The sequence below is a fragment of the Paenibacillus sp. FSL R5-0470 genome (assembly GCF_037975205.1).
Lineage (GTDB): Bacteria > Bacillota > Bacilli > Paenibacillales > Paenibacillaceae > Paenibacillus_AQ.
Genome location: NZ_CP150238.1, coordinates 4,446,148 through 4,465,646 on the forward strand (window position 1 = coordinate 4,446,148; position 19,499 = coordinate 4,465,646).

General features: G+C 41.3%; 14 protein-coding genes. 1 reads left to right on the forward strand and 13 read right to left on the reverse strand.

All coding sequences use genetic code 11. From position 1 onward, the window contains the following. Positions 1–8: 8 nt before the first annotated feature. From MKY99_RS19680 to MKY99_RS19735, 12 genes are all read right to left on the reverse strand, one after another. Positions 9–794 carry a DeoR/GlpR family DNA-binding transcription regulator gene (locus MKY99_RS19680; protein WP_339271724.1) on the reverse strand — a complete coding sequence of 262 codons (786 nt, stop codon included), beginning with the start codon at positions 792–794 and terminating at the stop codon, positions 9–11. Positions 795–958: 164 nt separating this feature from the next. Continuing rightward, the gene (locus MKY99_RS19685; protein ID WP_076286542.1) at positions 959–1,438 is read right to left on the reverse strand and encodes a DinB family protein; all 480 of its coding nucleotides are present in this window, start codon (positions 1,436–1,438) and stop codon (positions 959–961) included. Positions 1,439–1,476: 38 nt separating this feature from the next. Further along, complete coding sequence (locus MKY99_RS19690) at positions 1,477–2,943, reverse strand: YdiU family protein (RefSeq protein ID WP_339265877.1); 1,467 nt, start codon at positions 2,941–2,943, stop codon at positions 1,477–1,479. Between the two features lie 196 nt (positions 2,944–3,139). Beyond that, positions 3,140–4,429: an L-serine ammonia-lyase, iron-sulfur-dependent, subunit alpha gene (locus MKY99_RS19695; protein WP_076299336.1), complete on the reverse strand. Its 1,290-nt coding sequence runs from the start codon at positions 4,427–4,429 to the stop codon at positions 3,140–3,142. 111 nt (positions 4,430–4,540) lie between these two features. Next, a complete protein-coding gene (locus MKY99_RS19700) occupies positions 4,541–5,248 on the reverse strand; it encodes a DNA alkylation repair protein (protein WP_149646969.1) in 708 nt (235 codons plus the stop codon). A 159-nt stretch (positions 5,249–5,407) separates the two neighbouring features. Continuing rightward, positions 5,408–6,238 carry a carbohydrate ABC transporter permease gene (locus tag MKY99_RS19705; protein ID WP_339265880.1) on the reverse strand — a complete coding sequence of 277 codons (831 nt, stop codon included), beginning with the start codon at positions 6,236–6,238 and terminating at the stop codon, positions 5,408–5,410. A gap of 15 nt (positions 6,239–6,253) precedes the next feature. After that, positions 6,254–7,159: a sugar ABC transporter permease gene (locus MKY99_RS19710; RefSeq protein WP_042189741.1), complete on the reverse strand. Its 906-nt coding sequence runs from the start codon at positions 7,157–7,159 to the stop codon at positions 6,254–6,256. A gap of 174 nt (positions 7,160–7,333) precedes the next feature. Next, a complete protein-coding gene (locus MKY99_RS19715; RefSeq protein ID WP_339265882.1) occupies positions 7,334–8,746 on the reverse strand; it encodes an ABC transporter substrate-binding protein in 1,413 nt (470 codons plus the stop codon). Positions 8,747–8,925: 179 nt separating this feature from the next. Further along, a complete protein-coding gene (locus MKY99_RS19720; RefSeq protein ID WP_339265884.1) occupies positions 8,926–10,953 on the reverse strand; it encodes a DUF5107 domain-containing protein in 2,028 nt (675 codons plus the stop codon). A gap of 114 nt (positions 10,954–11,067) precedes the next feature. After that, positions 11,068–12,447 (reverse strand): carbohydrate ABC transporter substrate-binding protein, encoded by a 1,380-nt coding sequence (locus MKY99_RS19725; RefSeq protein ID WP_339265885.1) that lies wholly within the window; start codon positions 12,445–12,447, stop codon positions 11,068–11,070. Between the two features lie 22 nt (positions 12,448–12,469). Continuing rightward, positions 12,470–14,113: a response regulator gene (locus MKY99_RS19730; RefSeq protein ID WP_339265887.1), complete on the reverse strand. Its 1,644-nt coding sequence runs from the start codon at positions 14,111–14,113 to the stop codon at positions 12,470–12,472. Further along, positions 14,091–15,893 carry a sensor histidine kinase gene (locus MKY99_RS19735; protein ID WP_339265889.1) on the reverse strand — a complete coding sequence of 601 codons (1,803 nt, stop codon included), beginning with the start codon at positions 15,891–15,893 and terminating at the stop codon, positions 14,091–14,093. The genes MKY99_RS19730 and MKY99_RS19735 overlap by 23 nt, the downstream gene beginning before the upstream one ends. Positions 15,894–16,067: 174 nt before the next feature. On the opposite strand from MKY99_RS19735, the gene MKY99_RS19740 reads away from it, so the two are divergent. After that, on the forward strand, positions 16,068–16,913 hold the full coding sequence (locus MKY99_RS19740) for a lipase family protein (RefSeq protein WP_081393246.1): 846 nt from the start codon (positions 16,068–16,070) through the stop codon (positions 16,911–16,913). Here the strand turns inward: MKY99_RS19740 and MKY99_RS19745 are convergent. After that, positions 16,861–19,395 carry a helix-turn-helix domain-containing protein gene (locus MKY99_RS19745; RefSeq protein WP_339265892.1) on the reverse strand — a complete coding sequence of 845 codons (2,535 nt, stop codon included), beginning with the start codon at positions 19,393–19,395 and terminating at the stop codon, positions 16,861–16,863. The genes MKY99_RS19740 and MKY99_RS19745 overlap by 53 nt on opposite strands. Positions 19,396–19,499 lie beyond the last annotated feature (104 nt).

The window sequence follows — 19,499 nt, forward strand, 5'->3', positions numbered from 1 at the left end:
TTTTGTTATCAGTCTTGCTCTCGAGCCCCTTCAGTTTCTTCTAGACATTCAATCACTGTGATGTTCTTCTGATCTAGAATTTCTCTGATCTCACTGGGGAGTTCCCGATCGGTAATTAGAATGTCAACGAACTCAAAGTCTAGACGGAAAAATGATTTGCCAATAAATTTGGTGTGATCAGCCACTAAGATGACTTGATCTGATCTTCGGGCCATTTCTCTCTTCACCCGCACATCTTCTTCATATGGATAGTAGAGTCCATCAGCACGGATCGCGGATGCTCCAATAAAGGCTTTATCAGCACGGATTTCACTAAGTTTATCGATAATAGAAGGGCCATATAACAGGCGGTTTTTCACATTCAAGTAACCACCAAGAACATAAATTTGCAGATCCTCCCGCTGTGACAAGATCCCTACGTTATCAATCGAGTGCGTAACAACCGTAATATCCTTCGCACTGATCTGTTCTGCTACAAATTGCACGGTGGTAGATACATCTAAAATCACAGTCTCATGATCTTGGATAAGCTGCGCAGCAGCCTTCCCTATCCTCTGCTTACTCTCAGATTCATCGATCAATCGATCCTGATAAGATAACAATTCTTTTTGTAACTCAGGTAACGATACCCCTCCATGCGTTCGGATCACAACACCTTCTTGTACTAATCTAACAATATCCCTACGTGCGGTATCTCTGGATACATCAAATTGCGTACAGATCTCTTGAACACTCATCGATTGGTGTTGTTTCAAATATTCGAGTATTTTTAACAATCTCTCCTCTTGAAACATCATGTATGCACCTCCTAAAGTCATCATAAGTTATTAAGTAAGTATTTGCAAGTATTAAATAAGTGATTATAAGTATATGTAAGTATTTTGCGCAACTTATCTCCATTGATATTCGCAAAAAAGACGTTAGCCAGATGAATGTACATCCGTTAACGTCCTTCAATTCACTTCATAGTGCGATTCCAACTCTTTTGGATCTTTCGAATAAAAACGATTTGCCCTACGTGATACGCGTTATGTGTTGTCACATTGCCTATTACTTCCCACCACTGACTGCCTTGGAATTCTTGAACATCGGCATCCAATTGTTCCTTTGTAATCAGTTCCTGCCAACATAAAAGAACTTCTAAGAGTTGTTGTTGAAGCTCTTGGAACGTTACTCCTTCTGCAACGACAAAGGTATTATTGTTATCCACTGAAGGAACCGCATGGACACTCTTTTCTTTATACCTTGTTTGCCAAGTTTCATTCCAGTAGAGCAGATGCTGCACGATCTCAGCAATACTATTGCTTTCTTCCGTTACTTTCCAAAATGCTTCTTCTTCTCTTAAGTCTTTTACGGCTACCTCAAAAGGCACATACCAACTTGGATCATTCGCATTAGCTAGCAACTGGTTAGCCAGAACATCATATGCATGAAACATTCTTACTTCACCTCATTATTTAGATCATTATCAGCAAATCAAGTGCCGCAGAAGGTTCGATATGGACGTGCTGATTCCTCAGGTAGTGCCGAGTATTCATCCTGTTCAGGGGAATACGCGTAAGGATTGGAGAGAGCTTTAAGCAATCGCTCCATCACACTGTAATCTTCCTGTTGTACTGCCGCTTGGAGCGCTTCTTCTACCCTGTGGTTCCGCGGAATGATCGCAGGATTACTATTGCGCATAAGCTGCAGCGAAACCTCTTTCGATTGCTGCTGTCTGCTAAGTCTAGCCTGCCATAACTCTTGCCACTTCGTAAATTCCGCTGCACCAAACAGAGCGGTTTCTTCCAGCTTCTCTAAAGTTAGGGCACGGAAGGTATTGGTATAGTCTGCCCGATATTTCTGCATCAAATCTAGCAGATCCTCAATTAGCGCTACATCCTCTACCTCTTCGTTGAAGATTCCGAGCTTCGCCCTCATACCTGAGAGCCAGTGATGGTAAGACCGCTCTTTAAAATCTGCAATTTCCTCTTCAGCGAGCAGAATCGCCTGTTCTTGATCATCAGCCAGCAATGGCAGGAGAGTCTCCGCGAATCTCGCGAGATTCCAAGAGGCAATACCCGGTTGATTGCCATAAGCATAACGACCCTGCTGGTCAATGGAACTGAATACCGTTTCTGGATGATACACATCCATGAAGGCGCAAGGACCATAATCAATCGTTTCTCCGCTAAGCGCCATGTTGTCGGTGTTCATTACTCCGTGAATAAATCCTACCAGCTGCCACTTGGCAATTAATTCAGCCTGACGTCCAATCACTTCCCGAAGCAGGAAAAGATAACGATTCTCTTGAGAAACAGCTTCCGGATAATGTCTTTGTAATGTGTAATCTGCCAGAGTACGGACATCCTCAACAGTACCCCACGCTGCAACATATTGAAAGGTGCCCACCCGTAGATGACTTGCAGCAACTCGGGTCAGAATAGCACCAGGCTGCTCTGTTTCTCGAATGATCGTTTCTCCAGTAGTTACCACTGCCAAGCTGCGAGTGGTAGGAATACCCAAACCATGCATGGCTTCGCTGATGATATATTCACGAAGCATCGGTCCAAGTCCGGCTCGGCCATCGCCACCACGAGAATATGGTGTTCTTCCCGCGCCCTTAAGCTGAATGTCTACGCGTTCACCTTGGGGTGTGATCTGCTCACCAATCAGCGCAGCTCGGCCGTCACCTAACATGGTAAAATGTCCGAATTGATGTCCAGCATACGCTTGAGCAAGGGACACAGTACCTTCAGGGACTTCATTGCCTGCAAGATTCTGAACCCCCTCCTTACAATGTAGTGCTGTGCTATTCAGCCCTAAGGTAGTAGCCAATGGCTCATTTAAAATAACTAACTCCGGCTTACGCACAGGAGTTGGTTTGATCCTTGTAAACATGGATTCCGGCAGATGAGCATAACTGTTCTCAAAGTTCCATCCTATATCTATCTTCTCCGTCATAATATCTCCTTTTTATACCATCAGTCTATGCCTTTATGATCTCAGAATAAGTTATGTTAAAATTTAATGCAAATCTTCGCAATAACAAATACCCTTATTGAATAGATAAAAAGACCGCCCAGTCTCCTGCCATTCATGTAGGGAACCAGACGGTCTTAAATTATGATGTTCTAACCTATTATTACCTTAAAGGAAGCTAATTCGCTCCGCCTTTGGAGAGCATGATATTTAAGATGGTCTTGTCAGTATCCGCCAGACCTTCCTGAACCAGCCGCTCCATGTTGCGGATAGTGTCTTCCACCTCTTCGAAAATAACTCCATCCTTGGTCGTAGGAGCAATATTGTTCATAGCCAGTGTGGCTGCCTGAATCGCTGTATTAGTGGAGGTGGATATCTTCAGCGCACAGGTTGAATTTGCACCGTCGCAAATCATACCTGATAAAGAGGCTATCGTATTCTGTATCCCATGCTTGATCTGCTCAAGAGTGCCGTCCATGAGATAAATGATCCCGCTATTCGCTCCAACTCCACCTGCAATTCCTGATCCACATAAAGGCGACAACCGCCCAATATAATGCTTGATATGCACAGTGACCAGATTACTTAGTGCAAGCGCCCGAGCCAGCGTCTCTTCATCCTTGCCAAGTAATTCCGCCAAAGATATAACAGGAAGCGTACAGGCGATGCCTTGATTTCCGCTGCCCGCTGTTGTCATCACAGGCATTGCGCTGCCATCCATACGAGCATCTGAAGCCGCAGCAGTGGCCGCTATAATTTTGTTCGCTACATCATTGCCGAACAAATTCACAGCAGATTGCTGATTCATCTTCTTCCCTACTTGCAACCCATAATCGCCTCGGAGTCCCTCTTCGGAAATCGCTTTGTTCATCCGAGCGCCTTCCAAGAGGAAGCTAAGGTCTGAAAATGGAGCCGTAGTTATAAACTCAAATATCCGATCTACAGAGCCTTCATAGGCTTCAGTATCAGAAAGTCCAGGCTTGCCACAATCTGCTTTAGACTTCTTAGGTGTCACTTTTTTTCCGTCCAGAGCCAGATATTCTATATTAGTGTGTTCTTTAGCAAGGATAGCAGTCGCTGTATGATTCTCTGTCTTCACCTGTGCTTCAATATATAATTTCTCAGGAGTGTCCATTATCTCCACTTTTAGCAGTTTTCGATCAAGCAGGTCATTTGCCAGCTTTAGCTCATCCTGAGTCAGACCTGATAGGATTTCCAGCTCCTTGTGCGAACGTCCGACCACCGCACCAAGGGCTGCTGCGATAGGCAGACCTGTCTGGCCTGTCCCAGGGATGCCCACTCCCATTGCATTTTTAATAATATTACCACTGAGATGCAGCTGAATCCCCGTTATTTCTTCCTCGAGAAGCTCTGCCGCCAAGGAGACGGCATACGCAACTGCGATCGGCTCTGTGCAGCCTTCTGCCGGTACGACTTCCTTGTGCAAAATTTCCAATAAGTTGCCCATGTATGCTTTTCCCCCTTCTCTCTCCCACTTGGAGTCATTTCTATATAGTAACGCAGAGTGAAGTTTCAGGGAATCCTTTTTCCTTTTTCTTCTCTAGAAGCTTCTGCTAGATCAACATCTTACATGCTTGCGTTTAAAACCAAGCCGAGCTTTGTCGACTGCTTTTTGAATATTTGCGTACGCGTGAATCAATTTACTCTTTGCCTTATTCTTATCAACTTCAATTGGCCCTACAGTTCTTGCGGTTTCACTGGCCTTATCATGAAGTGGCAAATAAGATACGGCCACTGTGTACATAAAATTATTCATTGCGTATTGGGTACGTTCTGGAGAATCATGAATCGTATTTTCCACCATCTCAAGCATACCAGCAAGCTTGCTTTCGGAAAACTCAACATCCGGCCGGCTGCCAAGCAGCCAGCAGTAACAGCTCCAGCCCGCTGACATTCTCAGCTCTTCACCACTCGCGATCCATTTATCGGCAACTTGTTGTGCAATATCTGCTTCTGCCAAGGTTACTGCCACTACAAAGTCCGACAGCATATAAAAATAAGCCGCATCCATCCATCGGTCATAATCCGCTTCCGTCATTGCATTGGGATCAGCAATGATGCCGGCAAAATACATGGCATCATAGTTCCCTGTCGCGTAAAGTTCCTCAGCCAATGGCTGATTTATTTTGGTTTTCTTGAAGATTGGCTTCATTGCTCCGGTAGCCACGCCAAATAGCGGTTCCTTTGCTCCATTAGACATATATATTTTCTTGGTTCGTTCCTTGCCAAGCGCTTCCAGCTCCTGCATGACCATCTCTAAATCCACTATTTAACACTTCCTTTTTCAAAGTTCTTTCCCAAGCTATCTTAGTTTGTACTAGTTAAAGAAAGTGTACTGTATGGGTTTCCTTGTCGCAAGTTAAGTTTCCTAAGAAATCCTTATGGGTGCGCAAATAACCACCTATATTATTAGGTGGTTATTACCTCAACCTTTTACAGAACCGATTGTAATCCCAGCAACGATCTTTCTGGACACAAGAAGATAAAGTATAAACGTGGGCAGAAACACCAGAAGTGATGCAGCAAAAATACCCGAGTAATTACCAGTATTTGTATATCCTACTACGATGGATTGAAGAGCTAATGCTATTGGATGTCGATCCGGATTATTAGCAAAGATCAGAGCATAAAAATATTCATTCCAGATCCCCATCACATTAAAAATCGTTAATGTCAAAATACCAGCCTGTGCCATAGGTAAGATGATTTTGATAAAAGCTTTAATCGGCCCACATCCATCGATCGCTGCTGATTCCTCCAATTCTTTCGGAATGGATGCAAAGAACCCTGTAAGCAAAAATACAGCAAAAGGGACATTCGTAAAAATGTATACAAAGATTAACGTAAATGTTGAGCCTGTTAAATTCAATGAATAAAATAACGAAAACAACGGGATCGAGATCAGTAGCCCCGGAACTGATAATGCCGAGATAAACATTAAATCAACTAACCTTTTTCCCCTAAACTGAATTCGTCCCAATATATAAGCAGCCGGAGCTGCAACAACTATAATACCTACGCAAGAAATTACCGTATAAACTAGACTGTTCAAAAAGTACAAGCCGATCTTCGTTTCTTCGAATAATCGGGTATAGTTAGAGAAATGAAATCCGCTCGCCAGCAGTTTGTTCGTAAATATCTCTCTTGTCGTGCTGAGTGAAGCAAGGAATGCGTATCCAAAAATAATAATTGTAAAGATAAGCCAGACTACTAGTGGAACATATCGAATGATTCGAGTGATTGAGTGAAGACGCATATTGTCTCCTCCTTCCTAGTATTCTAAACGATCCTTCCTAAACAACAGACCAATCAAGAAGGAAAAGCCAATAATTGCAACAGTAATCAATACACCAATCGCAGCCCCTGCTCCAACATTGAAAGCTTGCGTATCAGAAATTCTCTCCCCACCAAATACCTTCAAGTACATATAATAGCCAGGAGTCATCGTATGTGGATCATTTCTCCCGAAAATGGAAGACCATACAAAGAAGTTAATGGCTGTAACCGTCCATAACACCAGCGTGGTCTTAAACACATCACGGAGTAACGGAAGAGTAATATGGAAGAACTGATATACTGTGTTTGCTCCTTCCAATAATGCTGCTTCGTAGTAATCATTAGGAATCCGATCCATGGCCGCACCAAGAATTAATAAGAAATAACCAATTGATCCAAAACAAAAAGCGATCAGCATGGATAAAAATAAATGCTGGTCATCCGTCCATTGAATATTAGCTAATTGTTCAAGTCCAAGAAGGCGAAATACATGTGTCAACAATCCAAAGGTCGGATTATACACATACTGAAGCCATATTACTGACATGACAACAACAGATACAGTATTAGGCAGGTAAATCAAGGCTCTCCAGAAGCCTTTGAAACGAACGCCGGAGGAAATAAGCACTGAGAAGAAAAAAGCCATAACGAAAACAATGAGTCCACCAATAATCCAAATCTTAAGCACATTTAATGAAGAATTTAAAAAATAGGAATTATGAAATAACCCCCAATAATTGTCTAAACCAATAAATTTCCATTCACTGATACTACTGTTTATATTAGATATCTCGTAAAAGCTCATAAACACTGCCCGCAAGGTTGGATAAAAAAAGATCGACATATAAACTAGGATAGCAGGCAGAAGGAATAGCATCATAATCGGTTTACTAATTCTCATCTTTGTATCCCCCGCATCATAATGTGCAACTTATTCTTCCTTATACTTTAAAAAATCTATATGCAGCTGCCGCTATTGACCGCCACATATAGATTTGCATTAAATCTAGATTGAACAAAAAGACTCGAGAAAAGGGAACGAAGTGACGGAGAGGAATTTTGGAACTGTTATGTTTTATTTACCGGTGTAGAATTTCTTAGCTTCCGCACTTAGCTTCGGCCCGAATTCTTCTGGCTTCAGTTTGCCAGTGATAAGTTCCATGAAGGTAGGCACAATGGTAGCAAGCGTAAAGTCTCCTCCATCACCAATACCTCCACCCCAAGGCATATTTTCTTTTGCATTTAGAAAAGCAGCTTCTGCTTCAGCAAGCATCGCAGGCCATTCAGAATCAATAGTTGCTGGGATCGCAAGTGCATCCTTCGCCATTTTTTCTTGTATCTGCTTACTAACGATATGTTTGATAAGCTCAAAAGCAGCCTCTGCATTCTTGCTCGATTTATTAATGAACATCCCTTGAGATCCAAAGATCAACCCTTGTTTTCCACCTTTACCGTTTCCATTTGGAACATCTGGGAATTGAAACGTGCCCCATTTGAAATCTGGTCCTGAGGTAGCAAGCACTTCATTCGGAAGCCATGTTCCATTTAGATAAGCGGCAGAACCACCAAGCACGAGATCTTGCTGAGCCGCAGGATATTTACTTCCGGCAATTTTATTAGAGAAAAAACCTTTAGCGTTTAAATTAGCCATATCTTTAGCGAATTGAAGAATGATTGGATCATTCCACATCTCACCGGTCTTATCCTGTACAAGCTGGCTTACCCAATCTGCCCCCATCGCATTTGCCAGATAGGATCCAATAAATAAGTCCCGATATGCGTCATCGAAGGTAAGCGGTGCTGAACCTGCTGCTTTGATTTTTTCAGCATCTGCAAGGAATTCTTCCCAAGTGGCAGGTGCTTTTGTTATCCCAGCTTTCTCATACACTTCCTTGTTATAGAAAAAGAGTACTGCATACGGTTGCTGCGGAATCGAATAAATACCTTCTTCTAAACCGTACTTTGTGGATAGCGATTGTATCCAGCTTAACAAGCTTGGAATCATTGAATCCTTTACTGACTTGCCTTCCATTCCGATGGATGGCTCCGCAAGCAAATCATCAAGCTTCATAACGTAATCTTTCATCCCTTGAATACCAGCTGGGCTACCTGGATCGGCTTCCCAGATATCAATTTGCTCTCCTCCATCCAAAGCAGGCTTGATCAATTTTAAGATATCACGACCGGTAAATTTCAGATCCACTTCAACTTCTGGATTAGCTGCCTTGAATTCAGCAACTGCAGACTCAATAACCTTCGCTTGTGGTTCAGTGCTGCTCCACATCGACCAGAACACTACCTTACCTTCTAGTCCAGTAGCTTTAACTTCGGTGGTAGCCTCAGTTGTAGCTGTAGGGGTGTTCTCCTTAGTTGCTTCAGGCGGGGCAGCCTTGTTCGTTGTATTGCTTGATCCACAACCAGCCAATAACATTAGAACCATCGACATAGCAAGCAACAAACCTGTGAGCTTCTTTTGTCTTTTTTTCACGTGTGTAGCATCCCCCTCAAATATGAAAGTGCTTTCACAAGTAAGTATATAACGAAGCAACTCAGGTCTAACATCGACGATATTGAACAAAGCATGCACAATTTTATCTAAATTTTAATCACCTTCAGCATCCTAAAAAAAAGAGAGCTTCGATTAAAATCATCGAAACTCTCTCTTGGTTAAGCTCCCACTATTCTAAAATCAATGTTATTAGGCGGTGGATATAGGGTGATAGCTTCCTTCATTAATTCTTCAGATAATACAGTATTTCGGCTCTCCGCTAGCTTTTTAGCTTGAAATTTATACCATAGCTCCACAATCGTAACTTCGCCTTCACGAATCACAGCAAATTCTTTCTGGAATAAGTTTAATAGGAATTCATTATGATCCAACTCCTGAGCAGCAGCTCCAATAATAATTTGGAGACGATCACTTTGCCTGAACTCTTCAGGAAGTGATTCGTACACACTCCAAGCCTTAGCAAATTGTTTATTTCTAATCAACATGCTAATATACTCATCTGCAAATGCTCTGTCTGGAAAGTCATTGTATAAAGAATATGCCAGTTCATAATAGACCATCGCCTGATCTGCCTCTCCTCTCTGTTCAGAGGTAATCGCCAGATTACGATAAACCCAAGCAGACGGCTTCAATTCAAGCGATTGATGCCACGCAGTTATAGCTTGATCTTCCATTCCATGCTCATAGAGCATAGTGCCATAATGCAAGTAGGAATCCCACGTTTGATTATCTGCATGCTCTAGACTGGTACGAAGCAATTCCATCCATTCTTCTTGGACCATCCAAGAGGCCGGAATATCTTGCATATCTCCCTCTGGCAAACCACCCTCTTGTAACAGGGCTAACCATGGAAGTTGCGGTGCTGCAATACTGGATTCCAAGAATAAAAATCCATCCGGAATCGACCTTTCATTATGAGCTTTTCTACGAATGTCCTCAAGTGCTCCCCAGCCTGAGCCTGAGTGCAATAGTTCTGATGGTGTTAAATTAGCATAAGCTTGCAACTTCTCATGAAGAATATACACCTCATCTTCTTGCAATTGTTCATTGACTTGCGTTTCAATAAAATCCCGAGCCTCAGACCAATCGCTTTGATTTGCCTTATGTGCATCCACCTGAGTAACACCGAATATTTGAGTAAAATCCCATATTGAATTCGCAGGCATGTCTATTCCATGCATCTGTGTTGGAGCAAGCCCTGCTTGTATCTCAACATAATTACCTTCGCCTGGCTTCGCTAAGAAATCGCACCATCTTCTACCACCTGCATGGTTGCCCCAGCAAAATAATTTACGATATCTTAAGAGGCTAGTCGAACGTTCGTAGAATAAACTACCATCCTCATAGGCAATCGCTTCCCACGGGGATTTATAATCTGCTTCTGTCTGAAAAAAATACTCGTTAGAGAAAGGAATTCTCATTGGATATGACGAGTCTTCATTTGGAACTGAAGGAAGCACTGGCAAATCTCCCAATCCAAACCCCTTCACTTGATGATCAATATAGATAACCTTACTAGTGGATGAGAATACTCTTGATTGCAAGGTTTCCGGTGCTGCAATATTTGTCCAATAATACATAGGAACCGACGCTTTGCTATCATTAATGATTCTTACATAGACAGAGAGTTCCTTAGTCCCTTGAGGAAGATGAAAATCAATATGCCAAAAAATGTTTTTACAACGCTCATATTCATAAATTCTTAGAAATTCATTGCCTTTATCATCCATCAATTTGGCAGCATGTACGGGAGATGCGGTCGTAAAGGTATGACCTACCTGTCCCACATTCCATTCAATCCCTCCAGAGAACCAAGCGTTTAATATAGCTAAATTAGCCGGTTGAAAGACTGGGTTAGTATACAGAATATCTTTGTTCGTACGTTTATCTTTAAGCGAATAGAGTCTACCTCCATACTCAGGTAAAAAGACTGCTTTTAAGATGTCATTTTCCAATACAATCGACTTCATAACCATCGGTTTTCTTTCACGTGTATAGCGATCCTGCATGCGATAAGGTAAATATCTCCCACCTGTATGTTCACCCAGCTGCTGTCTCAATTCTGGCGTAAGTGTACCATTATCCCCCACTTTTGTATGATGGTCTCTGTTTCTGAACATTGGAAGAGGATTCTCTCCTTCTAATAATGCACCTTCAAGAGTTAATGTTGAAATGACTACACTCATTCACGTCACATCCAATCCCATATAGTTAATCCAATTTTACACTGCTAAATGCTAAAGCTACCATTAACAGAATTGAACAAAACCTGTACGATTTAGGACACTCAATAAACAGGTTTATTCTTTAGAAGAACTTAATTCCCGCACACTCTTGGTTATTTTCTCAACCTCATCTTGCCACTGTTTAACAGTCAGCGTATTGCTCATTAGGCCAGTTATTGGGTTCCATATTGCCTCTACGTCTTTGATGACTAGCTGCGATGCTTGTTTCCATTGAAAAACAATCGGTGCTACATCTTTTTGAGATATTTGAACGGAATCATAGAATATTGGAGAAGTGTATGGCTTTACGATTTCCAGACCATTTTTAACCGTGACTATACCTTTGGATTTCTCCGCATTTAATTGAACGATATCATCATTGTATTGATAACGCAGGAACTCCTTGGCAAGTTCAATATTCTTCGCCTTGGCGGGAATAAACAGGCTATCCAAATAGGACATGACATACCTCTGATCCCCCTTATTAAACACAGGTGGTGCGAGAAAACCAAATTCGAATCCTTCTTCGCGTGGAGTGCCTTTCATTTCATTCTCTATCCATATTCCGCAGGGAATGAACAATGCCTTACCTTGTAGAAAAGCAGCCTGTGCTTGTGTATGGCTTAACTTAACGGTTCCTGGCATGACATAACCTTTTTGTGCTATAGCACTCAACACCTCAGCTATTTGTCTGACGGAATCGGACCTAAATGCATCCTTCTCATAATTTTCCGCCTTCCAGACGTCTTCCATCCCCCCTACAGATGCCACTGACGGCCAGAAAATAGACTCTAAATAACCCGGAAACAAACCTTGGTAGGTAAATAGTGATCTTCCATCCTTCTTAGCGAGCTCACCTAACTTCAAGAATTCATCCCATGTCTCTGGGAGCTTCCAGCCTTTTTTCTCAAAAAGAGTCTTGTTATAGATTAGCCCCATTGGAGAGGTATAGAACGGTGCGGCATAAATTTTTCCATCCCCTAAGGGATTAGCATAATCTAAAATACCATCCAGCATTTTATTCTTAAGAGGTTCTTGATTATCGAGAGCATTCCCTTCAAATACATCCGTCAAATCGAGTAATAATTTATCTCTTAACATTTCTTCAATCATACCTGTCGTCTCACTCTGTGAGATATAAATGATATCGGGTGGATTACCAACTGCGATTTGCGGTTTAAGTATTTCCATGATCTTGGGGCTTGCAGTCAAATTAACAGTTACCCCTGGATAGTCTGATTCAAATCGTTGTTTCACCGCAAGCCAATAATCCTTTCCTTGCCCTCCCTCAAATACAGCTAAGTTCAGAATTTTGTTCGCGAACTCATGTTTCACTTGGGAGGATTGTATTTTGCTCAGGCTCGAATCTGAAGGAGTACATCCTGCACTAGCCCATAATAATAGGATCACACCTGCGAATATTAAACTATTTTTAATAGATTCCACATATTTCATAACAGGTGCCTCCTCCTTGGACTTATTTAGTTGCGAGTAATTTCTTACGGAAATCTGAAGGACTAAGCCCCACGATCTTCTTAAATACCCGATTAAAATAAAACGGATCATCTATCCCCACCTGTGAAGCCACCTCTTTAATCCTCGTATCCGGAAGCTTTAACAATTCAATCGCTTTATTGATTTTTAGTTCATTCATATATTGAACAATGCTTCTACCCGTATCTTGCTTAAATACACGGCATAAGTAATTAACATTCATATTTACTTCTTGAGCGAGACGGTCAAGCGTTATTTTATTCTCAACATTCTCCTGCAAAATCTCCGTGATTCGAAGTACTTCTTTGCGATAAATATTACTTTTAACTTGATACAATAGATTAATGGCTTCCTGCATCGCTTGTTCAATAGATAGACTAAGCCCTTCCATAGACTCAGCTTGTGAAATATCACTCTCAAAACTTTCTAAGAGCGTTGTTGCCCCTACCCTATTTTGTTCAGTGAACGACAGTACTTGTGTGTTCCATTTTAAGACCAAGTTGTCTAGGTCAGATAATAATCCCAAAAGGTGAAATTTTAAGGCTGAAGGGTCCCATTTGATTTGTTTTGCCTCATTAAATAATATGCTTATATTCTCCAATACTAGCTTTGTGTTCCCTACTTCAACTGCTGCTTTGACTTGATCCAACCATTCCACATAGTTAATGGAGTGTAGTGACTGTGTTAACTTTGAATGCCCAGCAACCAAGACAGATGCAGGCCCCGTATAAAAGTTGTTTGTAGATGCTCGCAGACACAATGTGTATTGTTCTCTCAGCTGCTTCAAACCTACAAATGCATCACTTAATGTAACGCTGACACTTAAATTCAAATACAGCTTAAGCATCTGCACTAAATTATTCATTAACAGTAACCAACTGGATTCGTCAGAATAACCTGTCTGTTCATAAACTATAACAATATACTGATGACTCTCCATCTCTATGAAATCAAATGCAAAGTGATCAGACACGGTTTCTTTCACAATATTCGCTATAGAAAAGCTAAGTAGTCTCTTGTTATTAATTTTTCCGTTACTTAGCGCCTCCACATAATCATCGATTCTTATCATAATAAGATTACCAGCAAGTCTATCGAAGGGTATCTCGTACTTCTGTGTTTCTTGCAACAAATAAACCATGTCCTGCTCCTGATCTAAAAGAAGCTCTCTCCATATGGTGTTCCGTTGCTGAAGCTGCGTTTCATTAAGCTTAATTTTCATATGAATGTCCTGTTCTTTAAGCTCTCGTTCCATTAATAATTGCTCCGAGATCTTCTTCAGCAAGAGAATCAGCTCATCTGGCTTAAGCGTCAGCTTCAACATATAATCTTCTGCTCCAAGCTTCATGGCTTCCCGCACATAAGCATAATCATCATAATTACTAAGCACAACAAACTTCCCAGTGAATTTGCGTTCGTTGAGCGTTCGGATTAATTCAAGTCCATCCATGTTAGGCATCACTAGATCCATAATCACGATATCGATCGATTCACTCTCTATGACCTCAAGAGCTTTGTATCCATCTGCAACAGCACCCATTAATTTAAAACCATATTCATCCCATTTAATTAGTGTACTGAGTGCAATCCTCACTATTTTCTCATCATCCACAATTAGTATCCGCATCAGCTGAGTCCTCCTGAAGTGTAGAAATATAAGGTATCGTGATGATAACATCCGTGCCTTGATCAGGCTTACTCCAAATCTCTAATCCATAGGGGTCTCCATAATGTAATTTGATTCTCTCCCGTACATTTCCAATACCGATATTTGCTAATCGATTCTCTGAATGATTATCTTTAAGTTGCAATATCTCCTGTAACTTCTCAGCACTCATCCCTTTCCCATTGTCGCTTAACTTAATCTTTAACACCTCTCCGTTCAATTCAGCAGTCATTGTAATTCTAGGTTCCATATTCTCACCGCTTAGTCCATGAATAATCGAATTCTCTACAATGGGCTGAAGCAAAAATTTCAACACTTGAGTATCTACTAACTGTTCAGGAATTTGCACATCAACCTGTAATGACATCCCGTATCTTATTTGTTGAATAACGACATAGTTCTTGATGTTCCGAAGCTCTTCCCCAAGCGTTATCCGTTCATTCTTCTGAACAATTGTACTTCGAAGTAATTCAGCCAGTGCACCTAAACCATTGCTTACACTATCCGCCTGACTTAGCATCGCCGTCCATTTTAACGAACTCAATGTATTAAATAGAAAATGCGGATTAATTTGTGCCTGCAACATTTGTAGCTCAATACCCCTCTTCTGTGCCTGTTCTTGCTCCACACGGTCAATCAATAGTTTGATTTCCTCGATCATGGCTTCAAATTTCCCTGAAAGGTATCCGATTTCATCTGGATGATTGTCGTTTATTTCTACCTTTAAATTACCTCGCATGACCTGGTTCATTCCACTCACTAACTTCTTAAGGGGGGTGGAGATACTAACAGAGATGAAGGTTGCAAATAAGGATGAAACAACTACACATATGACGGCAATGAAGAACATTTCATTTCTAATCTCTACAGATCCCATATTCAAGTAGGCTTGCGGAATTAAACTAATTACATTCCAATGAAGTACCTCATTATGTGTATTTAAGAAAAAGTAGGGTTCTGCCCGCAGCGTTACTGTCCCCGTCTCCATACGGGAATTAATCAAATGATTTAAAGTACGATTAGCTTCCAAATCTTGATCCGACTGAAACAAGTGGTTGTTGCTCGTCAATATTTCTCCTGCATCATTCATAATGATTTGTTCACTACCCTGTCCCATATTAATGCTTCCAAACAAAATCTGTGAGAATAATTCCTCATCAATCCCCATAATGACGAACCCCACAGTTTCACCCGATCCATATGAAAGTGGAATCCTCCTAGCCAATGAAAGGATATTATCACCAGCTGTCGTATGGGCTGTGGTCCAGATATCTGCACTTTTATTCTGTTTGGCCTGAGCAAATATTCGCTGTTTATCCTCTGTAGTAAATTCTTCGTATCCATAATCGTACAGAACTTGTCCATTATTAGTTAGAATCTGTAGTGTTTTGATTGTAGCAAACAACCAAAATTTATCGCTTAACACAGTGTCTTCAAACTTCTTATGTATGTTACTAATATCAAGATCACTCAATCTATTGTAGCGGAGCAGTGCTTGCTGAATATCTCCATTCAACATGATTTGATCGGCGAAAGTCTCATATTTGGCCACTTCTGTTCCGATCTTGCTTCCTAAGAGGCGTAATATATCATTTACAAAGGTAGTTGTCTTAGAGGTGATTGCTTCATTCGATTTATGGTAAGCTAGAAAGCCGAAGGTGCACAGTGGGATAATAGCAAGCAGCAGAAATGAAATCATTAAGCGTCGCTGAACTTTTGACTTTCGAAGTAATTTAATCATTTACGCACACTAAAGTTAGATTCATATCGTTAAACCTCCTAATAACAGATCATCTGAAGTAAGTATTCAAGCGGTGTAGAATTTAGCTCTTTCACATTAGTACAGGGTCTCGCATGATATAGGAATCTCTCCCTCGTCCCCCTAATATAGTTTAGGAAGAGGGGCGGGATGCACATGGGTACAAAAAATGATCAAGAGCAAAGGGCTATCTTTCTAGCTGCTATCTGCGGACAGACCTATGCGCAGTTCTCAAATAAAGAGGGTTCGTTCGTCGTTCCATTAGATTATCAGATCGTGGATACGATTGAAGCAAGATCCATCAGCGAGGTGTGGGAACGCTTTGGATTTATTTTGGAATCTCCACAAGAGATTATCGTTGCCTTCCGAGGAACCAGCTCCACAACCGATTGGATGTCAAACGTTATGGCCTCACAAGAGAGATTCAATTACATTAAAGAAGATACCCTTACCCACCGCGGTTTCACGAATATCTACTCATCAGCGCGCGATGGGATTATCTCTACACTCGCTAAGTTATCTCCCGATAAGACCTTATACATTACTGGTCACAGTCTTGGCGGAGCACTCGCCACTTTATGTGCTATTGATCTTGCGGCCAACACCTCGCACATCTCACCTATTCTGTACACCTATGGTTCACCACGTGTAGGGGATCCGAACTTCGTTAATGCTTTTAAACAATATGTCCGCAAGAGTTACCGTTATGCCAATCTCTTTGATGTTGTTACCTACGCGCCTCCACATGTATACAGGCTACCTAAACGGGAAACGAAGTACTATTACAGTCATGTCCACACTTTTTTATCACTGTCATTTCAGAATGGATCGGCAAGTGGTAATCATATGATCAGCTACTATTTCACAGAGCTATCCAAGCTTCAACCGCAATACTCCGAGGAACTTTGTCTAACGAACCCAGGATTCTGTCCAGTTGTAAATAACCCCATCATAAGCGCATCAATTCCACCAACTGCACCTCATGCGGAGACAACTTACTAATTAACGAATAGGTGCTCGTTATTTCGACTTGTTCAAAGGTCAGTTGCGGGCAGCTGGCTTGCTTCAAATAATTAAGGGTGTCAGCATCTATAGGATGAGGCGCCCCCATTCGTACCCACAGGTCGAAAACGCTTCCATTTTGCTTGTTAATTGTATGTCTTTTGATCGTATACGAGCCAGGCTGAATATCTGCAAGCTCCAACGTCAACTCTATGTCTCCACCTTCTTCGAACACATCGTATCTATTCGTGCGATTAATGAGCGAGGCATCACCTTTTTGGTACAATGAATCGATATGCGCGTAAGCATACATCAACACCTGCAGCCCCATATCACTACTAGTAATGTAATATCCTTTCCCTTGATGAATGAATTGGCGGCCTAATTTTGCAAGTAGTTTAAACGCGTAGAAGGATGGCTTTGGTATCCCGTTATATGTCATCAGCCCCAAACCTCCATGAAACATTTCTGACGACATTTTGAACTCCTCTAGCAAATCCGTAGCCGTCCAATAACCAAAACTATGGAGACCATCCATATTTTCCAGTACATTTTTTACGATATAGGCTGCCTTAAAGCATGTATCATTCACTAAATCACGGTGAGAGCCTGTGGCATTCCATTCTGTCATATGCAGTTCAGGAACATCACTTCCCATAGCTTCCGATATGGTTTTCTTCAATTTAATAATGACTCGCGATAAATATTCTGTATCCGCTGAAAGCTCTATTTTCTGAAACAACACATCCGGATTCTCTTCATAATCCACCTGAATCACTTGAGTTGATTTTAACGATTCATCATACGGATAACTGTGAAAGGATATAAAATCAGGCTTTACGCCTCGTCTGCACACATCATTCATAAACCTTGTCAGCCAATCTGACTGCATTAACGTAAGAGATAAAACACCTGGCCCCCCCACACGTAGCTCAGAATCTATGGATTTGATGGTTTGAAATGTTGAAATGAACAGCTCACAGTAAGCTTCATAAGTATCTGGCCAAAAAATATGGATTTCCGGTTCGTTCCACACCTCGAAATACCACTGCCTCACTTCATGAATGCCATATCTATGAATGTAATGCGTAATAAACTGATGAATCATCTGATTCCACTTACCGAGGTCCTTAGGACTACCCACCAAGCTCTTTTTATAAAAAACAGAAGTAGCTCCCTCTCCCGCAAGCTGGCGTGGTAAAAAAGAGAGCTCTAAAAACGGTTTCAATCCGGAGCACAGTAAAAAATCAAATAATGAATCACTATAAGCAAAGTTTAAGCTCACATCTCCCCGCTCATTCTCGCCATAAATCATCATCTCATCATCAAAAATACCGTGAAACCGTATATACTGAAACCCAATCTCCTGTTGCATTTGCTTGATATGTCTTTGTACCTCTGCAAACAATACCTCTTTGGCCTTTCCTACCGTCATGAGCTTCTTCCAAGTATGCGCAAGCTCCTTGCTTTGGTTAGACTTTACCGAAATCTCATGGGTCTGCTTATGTATATGAAGGGCAACTGGTAGATTGGAAGTAGCTGATAAATTCTTGTTAGGCAGATATTTGAAAAGCGACTCAAACGCCTGTGTGGGATTCATGTCAAAGTAGTTAAACTGGGCCACACTGCTTTTCTGAAATGAACTGCGTCCGTCCAAGACGGTCTTCCGGTATTCTCCAGGCGTCTGTCGATAGAACTCTTTAAACACCGCATTAAAGGATTTCAGGTTGGGAAACCCATGATCATGAGCGATCTGTGTAATAGATAGATTGGTAAGCGTCAAATCTTTTACAGCTTTATCCAAACGCACCGCATTCACATATTTGGTAAAGGAAGTACCCATATACTCTTTGAAAAAACGCGACAAATAGGGAACGGTCAAATACTCCTGAAGGGCTAACTGCTGGATGTTAATTGCCCGATTGTAGTTCTCTTTGACATAAGAGGTAATTCGCAATAGCCGTTCACGATGCTTATCATCATGTTTCTCAGGACTTTGGTCTTGTTCACGAAATCCTTGCATGAGTAAATAAGTTAAATTAAGAAGACAGGACTGTATGCGTAGATGATACCCTTGTGGGCGCTTATTGTGGAGCAGCATCATCTCAGCCAGCAATGTACGAAGTTCATCAAACTTAGATTGTTCTTCATAGCTAGCAGCCGCAGAATTACAATCGAATAACATTCTTTCGATCTGAGGTTCAATCAGAAGTAAATAAGAAACTGGAATTTGCAGCGCTAGCACCAAATTATTCTCTTCAGCTTTAATCGCATGAATTTCATTAGCATTAATCAAGAACAAATCTTCTTCATTTAACTCTCTAAATCTGTCCTTTGTGAAAAGTTCAAGTTTCCCCTTGAGTACGAATAATATTTCAATGCTATCATGCCAATGATTCGGGACCTGATGGGTACTGTGCAAAAACATGTGGACCGGAAGATGATCGTCCATCTCAATATTTTCGTAGGTGTAGCTTTGCAACTAGCACCCTCCTCTCACTCTCTCAATATATGTATTATGTCCTATTATATTATAAAAAAAGCGATTGAATAGAACTATCCTATTCAATCGCTTGATACTATTAC

Bases quoted from the DNA above. Each gene is read 5' to 3' on its own strand.
- MKY99_RS19680 (WP_339271724.1), bottom strand. From the start codon at position 794: ATGTTTCAAGAGGAGAGATTGTTAAAAATACTCGAATATTTGAAACAA.
- MKY99_RS19685 (WP_076286542.1), bottom strand. From the start codon at position 1,438: ATGTTTCATGCATATGATGTTCTGGCTAACCAGTTGCTAGCTAATGCG.
- MKY99_RS19690 (WP_339265877.1), bottom strand. From the start codon at position 2,943: ATGACGGAGAAGATAGATATAGGATGGAACTTTGAGAACAGTTATGCT.
- MKY99_RS19695 (WP_076299336.1), bottom strand. From the start codon at position 4,429: ATGGGCAACTTATTGGAAATTTTGCACAAGGAAGTCGTACCGGCAGAA.
- MKY99_RS19705 (WP_339265880.1), bottom strand. From the start codon at position 6,238: ATGCGTCTTCACTCAATCACTCGAATCATTCGATATGTTCCACTAGTA.
- MKY99_RS19710 (WP_042189741.1), bottom strand. From the start codon at position 7,159: ATGAGAATTAGTAAACCGATTATGATGCTATTCCTTCTGCCTGCTATC.
- MKY99_RS19720 (WP_339265884.1), bottom strand. From the start codon at position 10,953: ATGAGTGTAGTCATTTCAACATTAACTCTTGAAGGTGCATTATTAGAA.
- MKY99_RS19725 (WP_339265885.1), bottom strand. From the start codon at position 12,447: ATGAAATATGTGGAATCTATTAAAAATAGTTTAATATTCGCAGGTGTG.
- MKY99_RS19730 (WP_339265887.1), bottom strand. From the start codon at position 14,113: ATGCGGATACTAATTGTGGATGATGAGAAAATAGTGAGGATTGCACTC.
- MKY99_RS19735 (WP_339265889.1), bottom strand. From the start codon at position 15,893: ATGATTAAATTACTTCGAAAGTCAAAAGTTCAGCGACGCTTAATGATT.
- MKY99_RS19740 (WP_081393246.1), top strand. From the start codon at position 16,068: ATGGGTACAAAAAATGATCAAGAGCAAAGGGCTATCTTTCTAGCTGCT.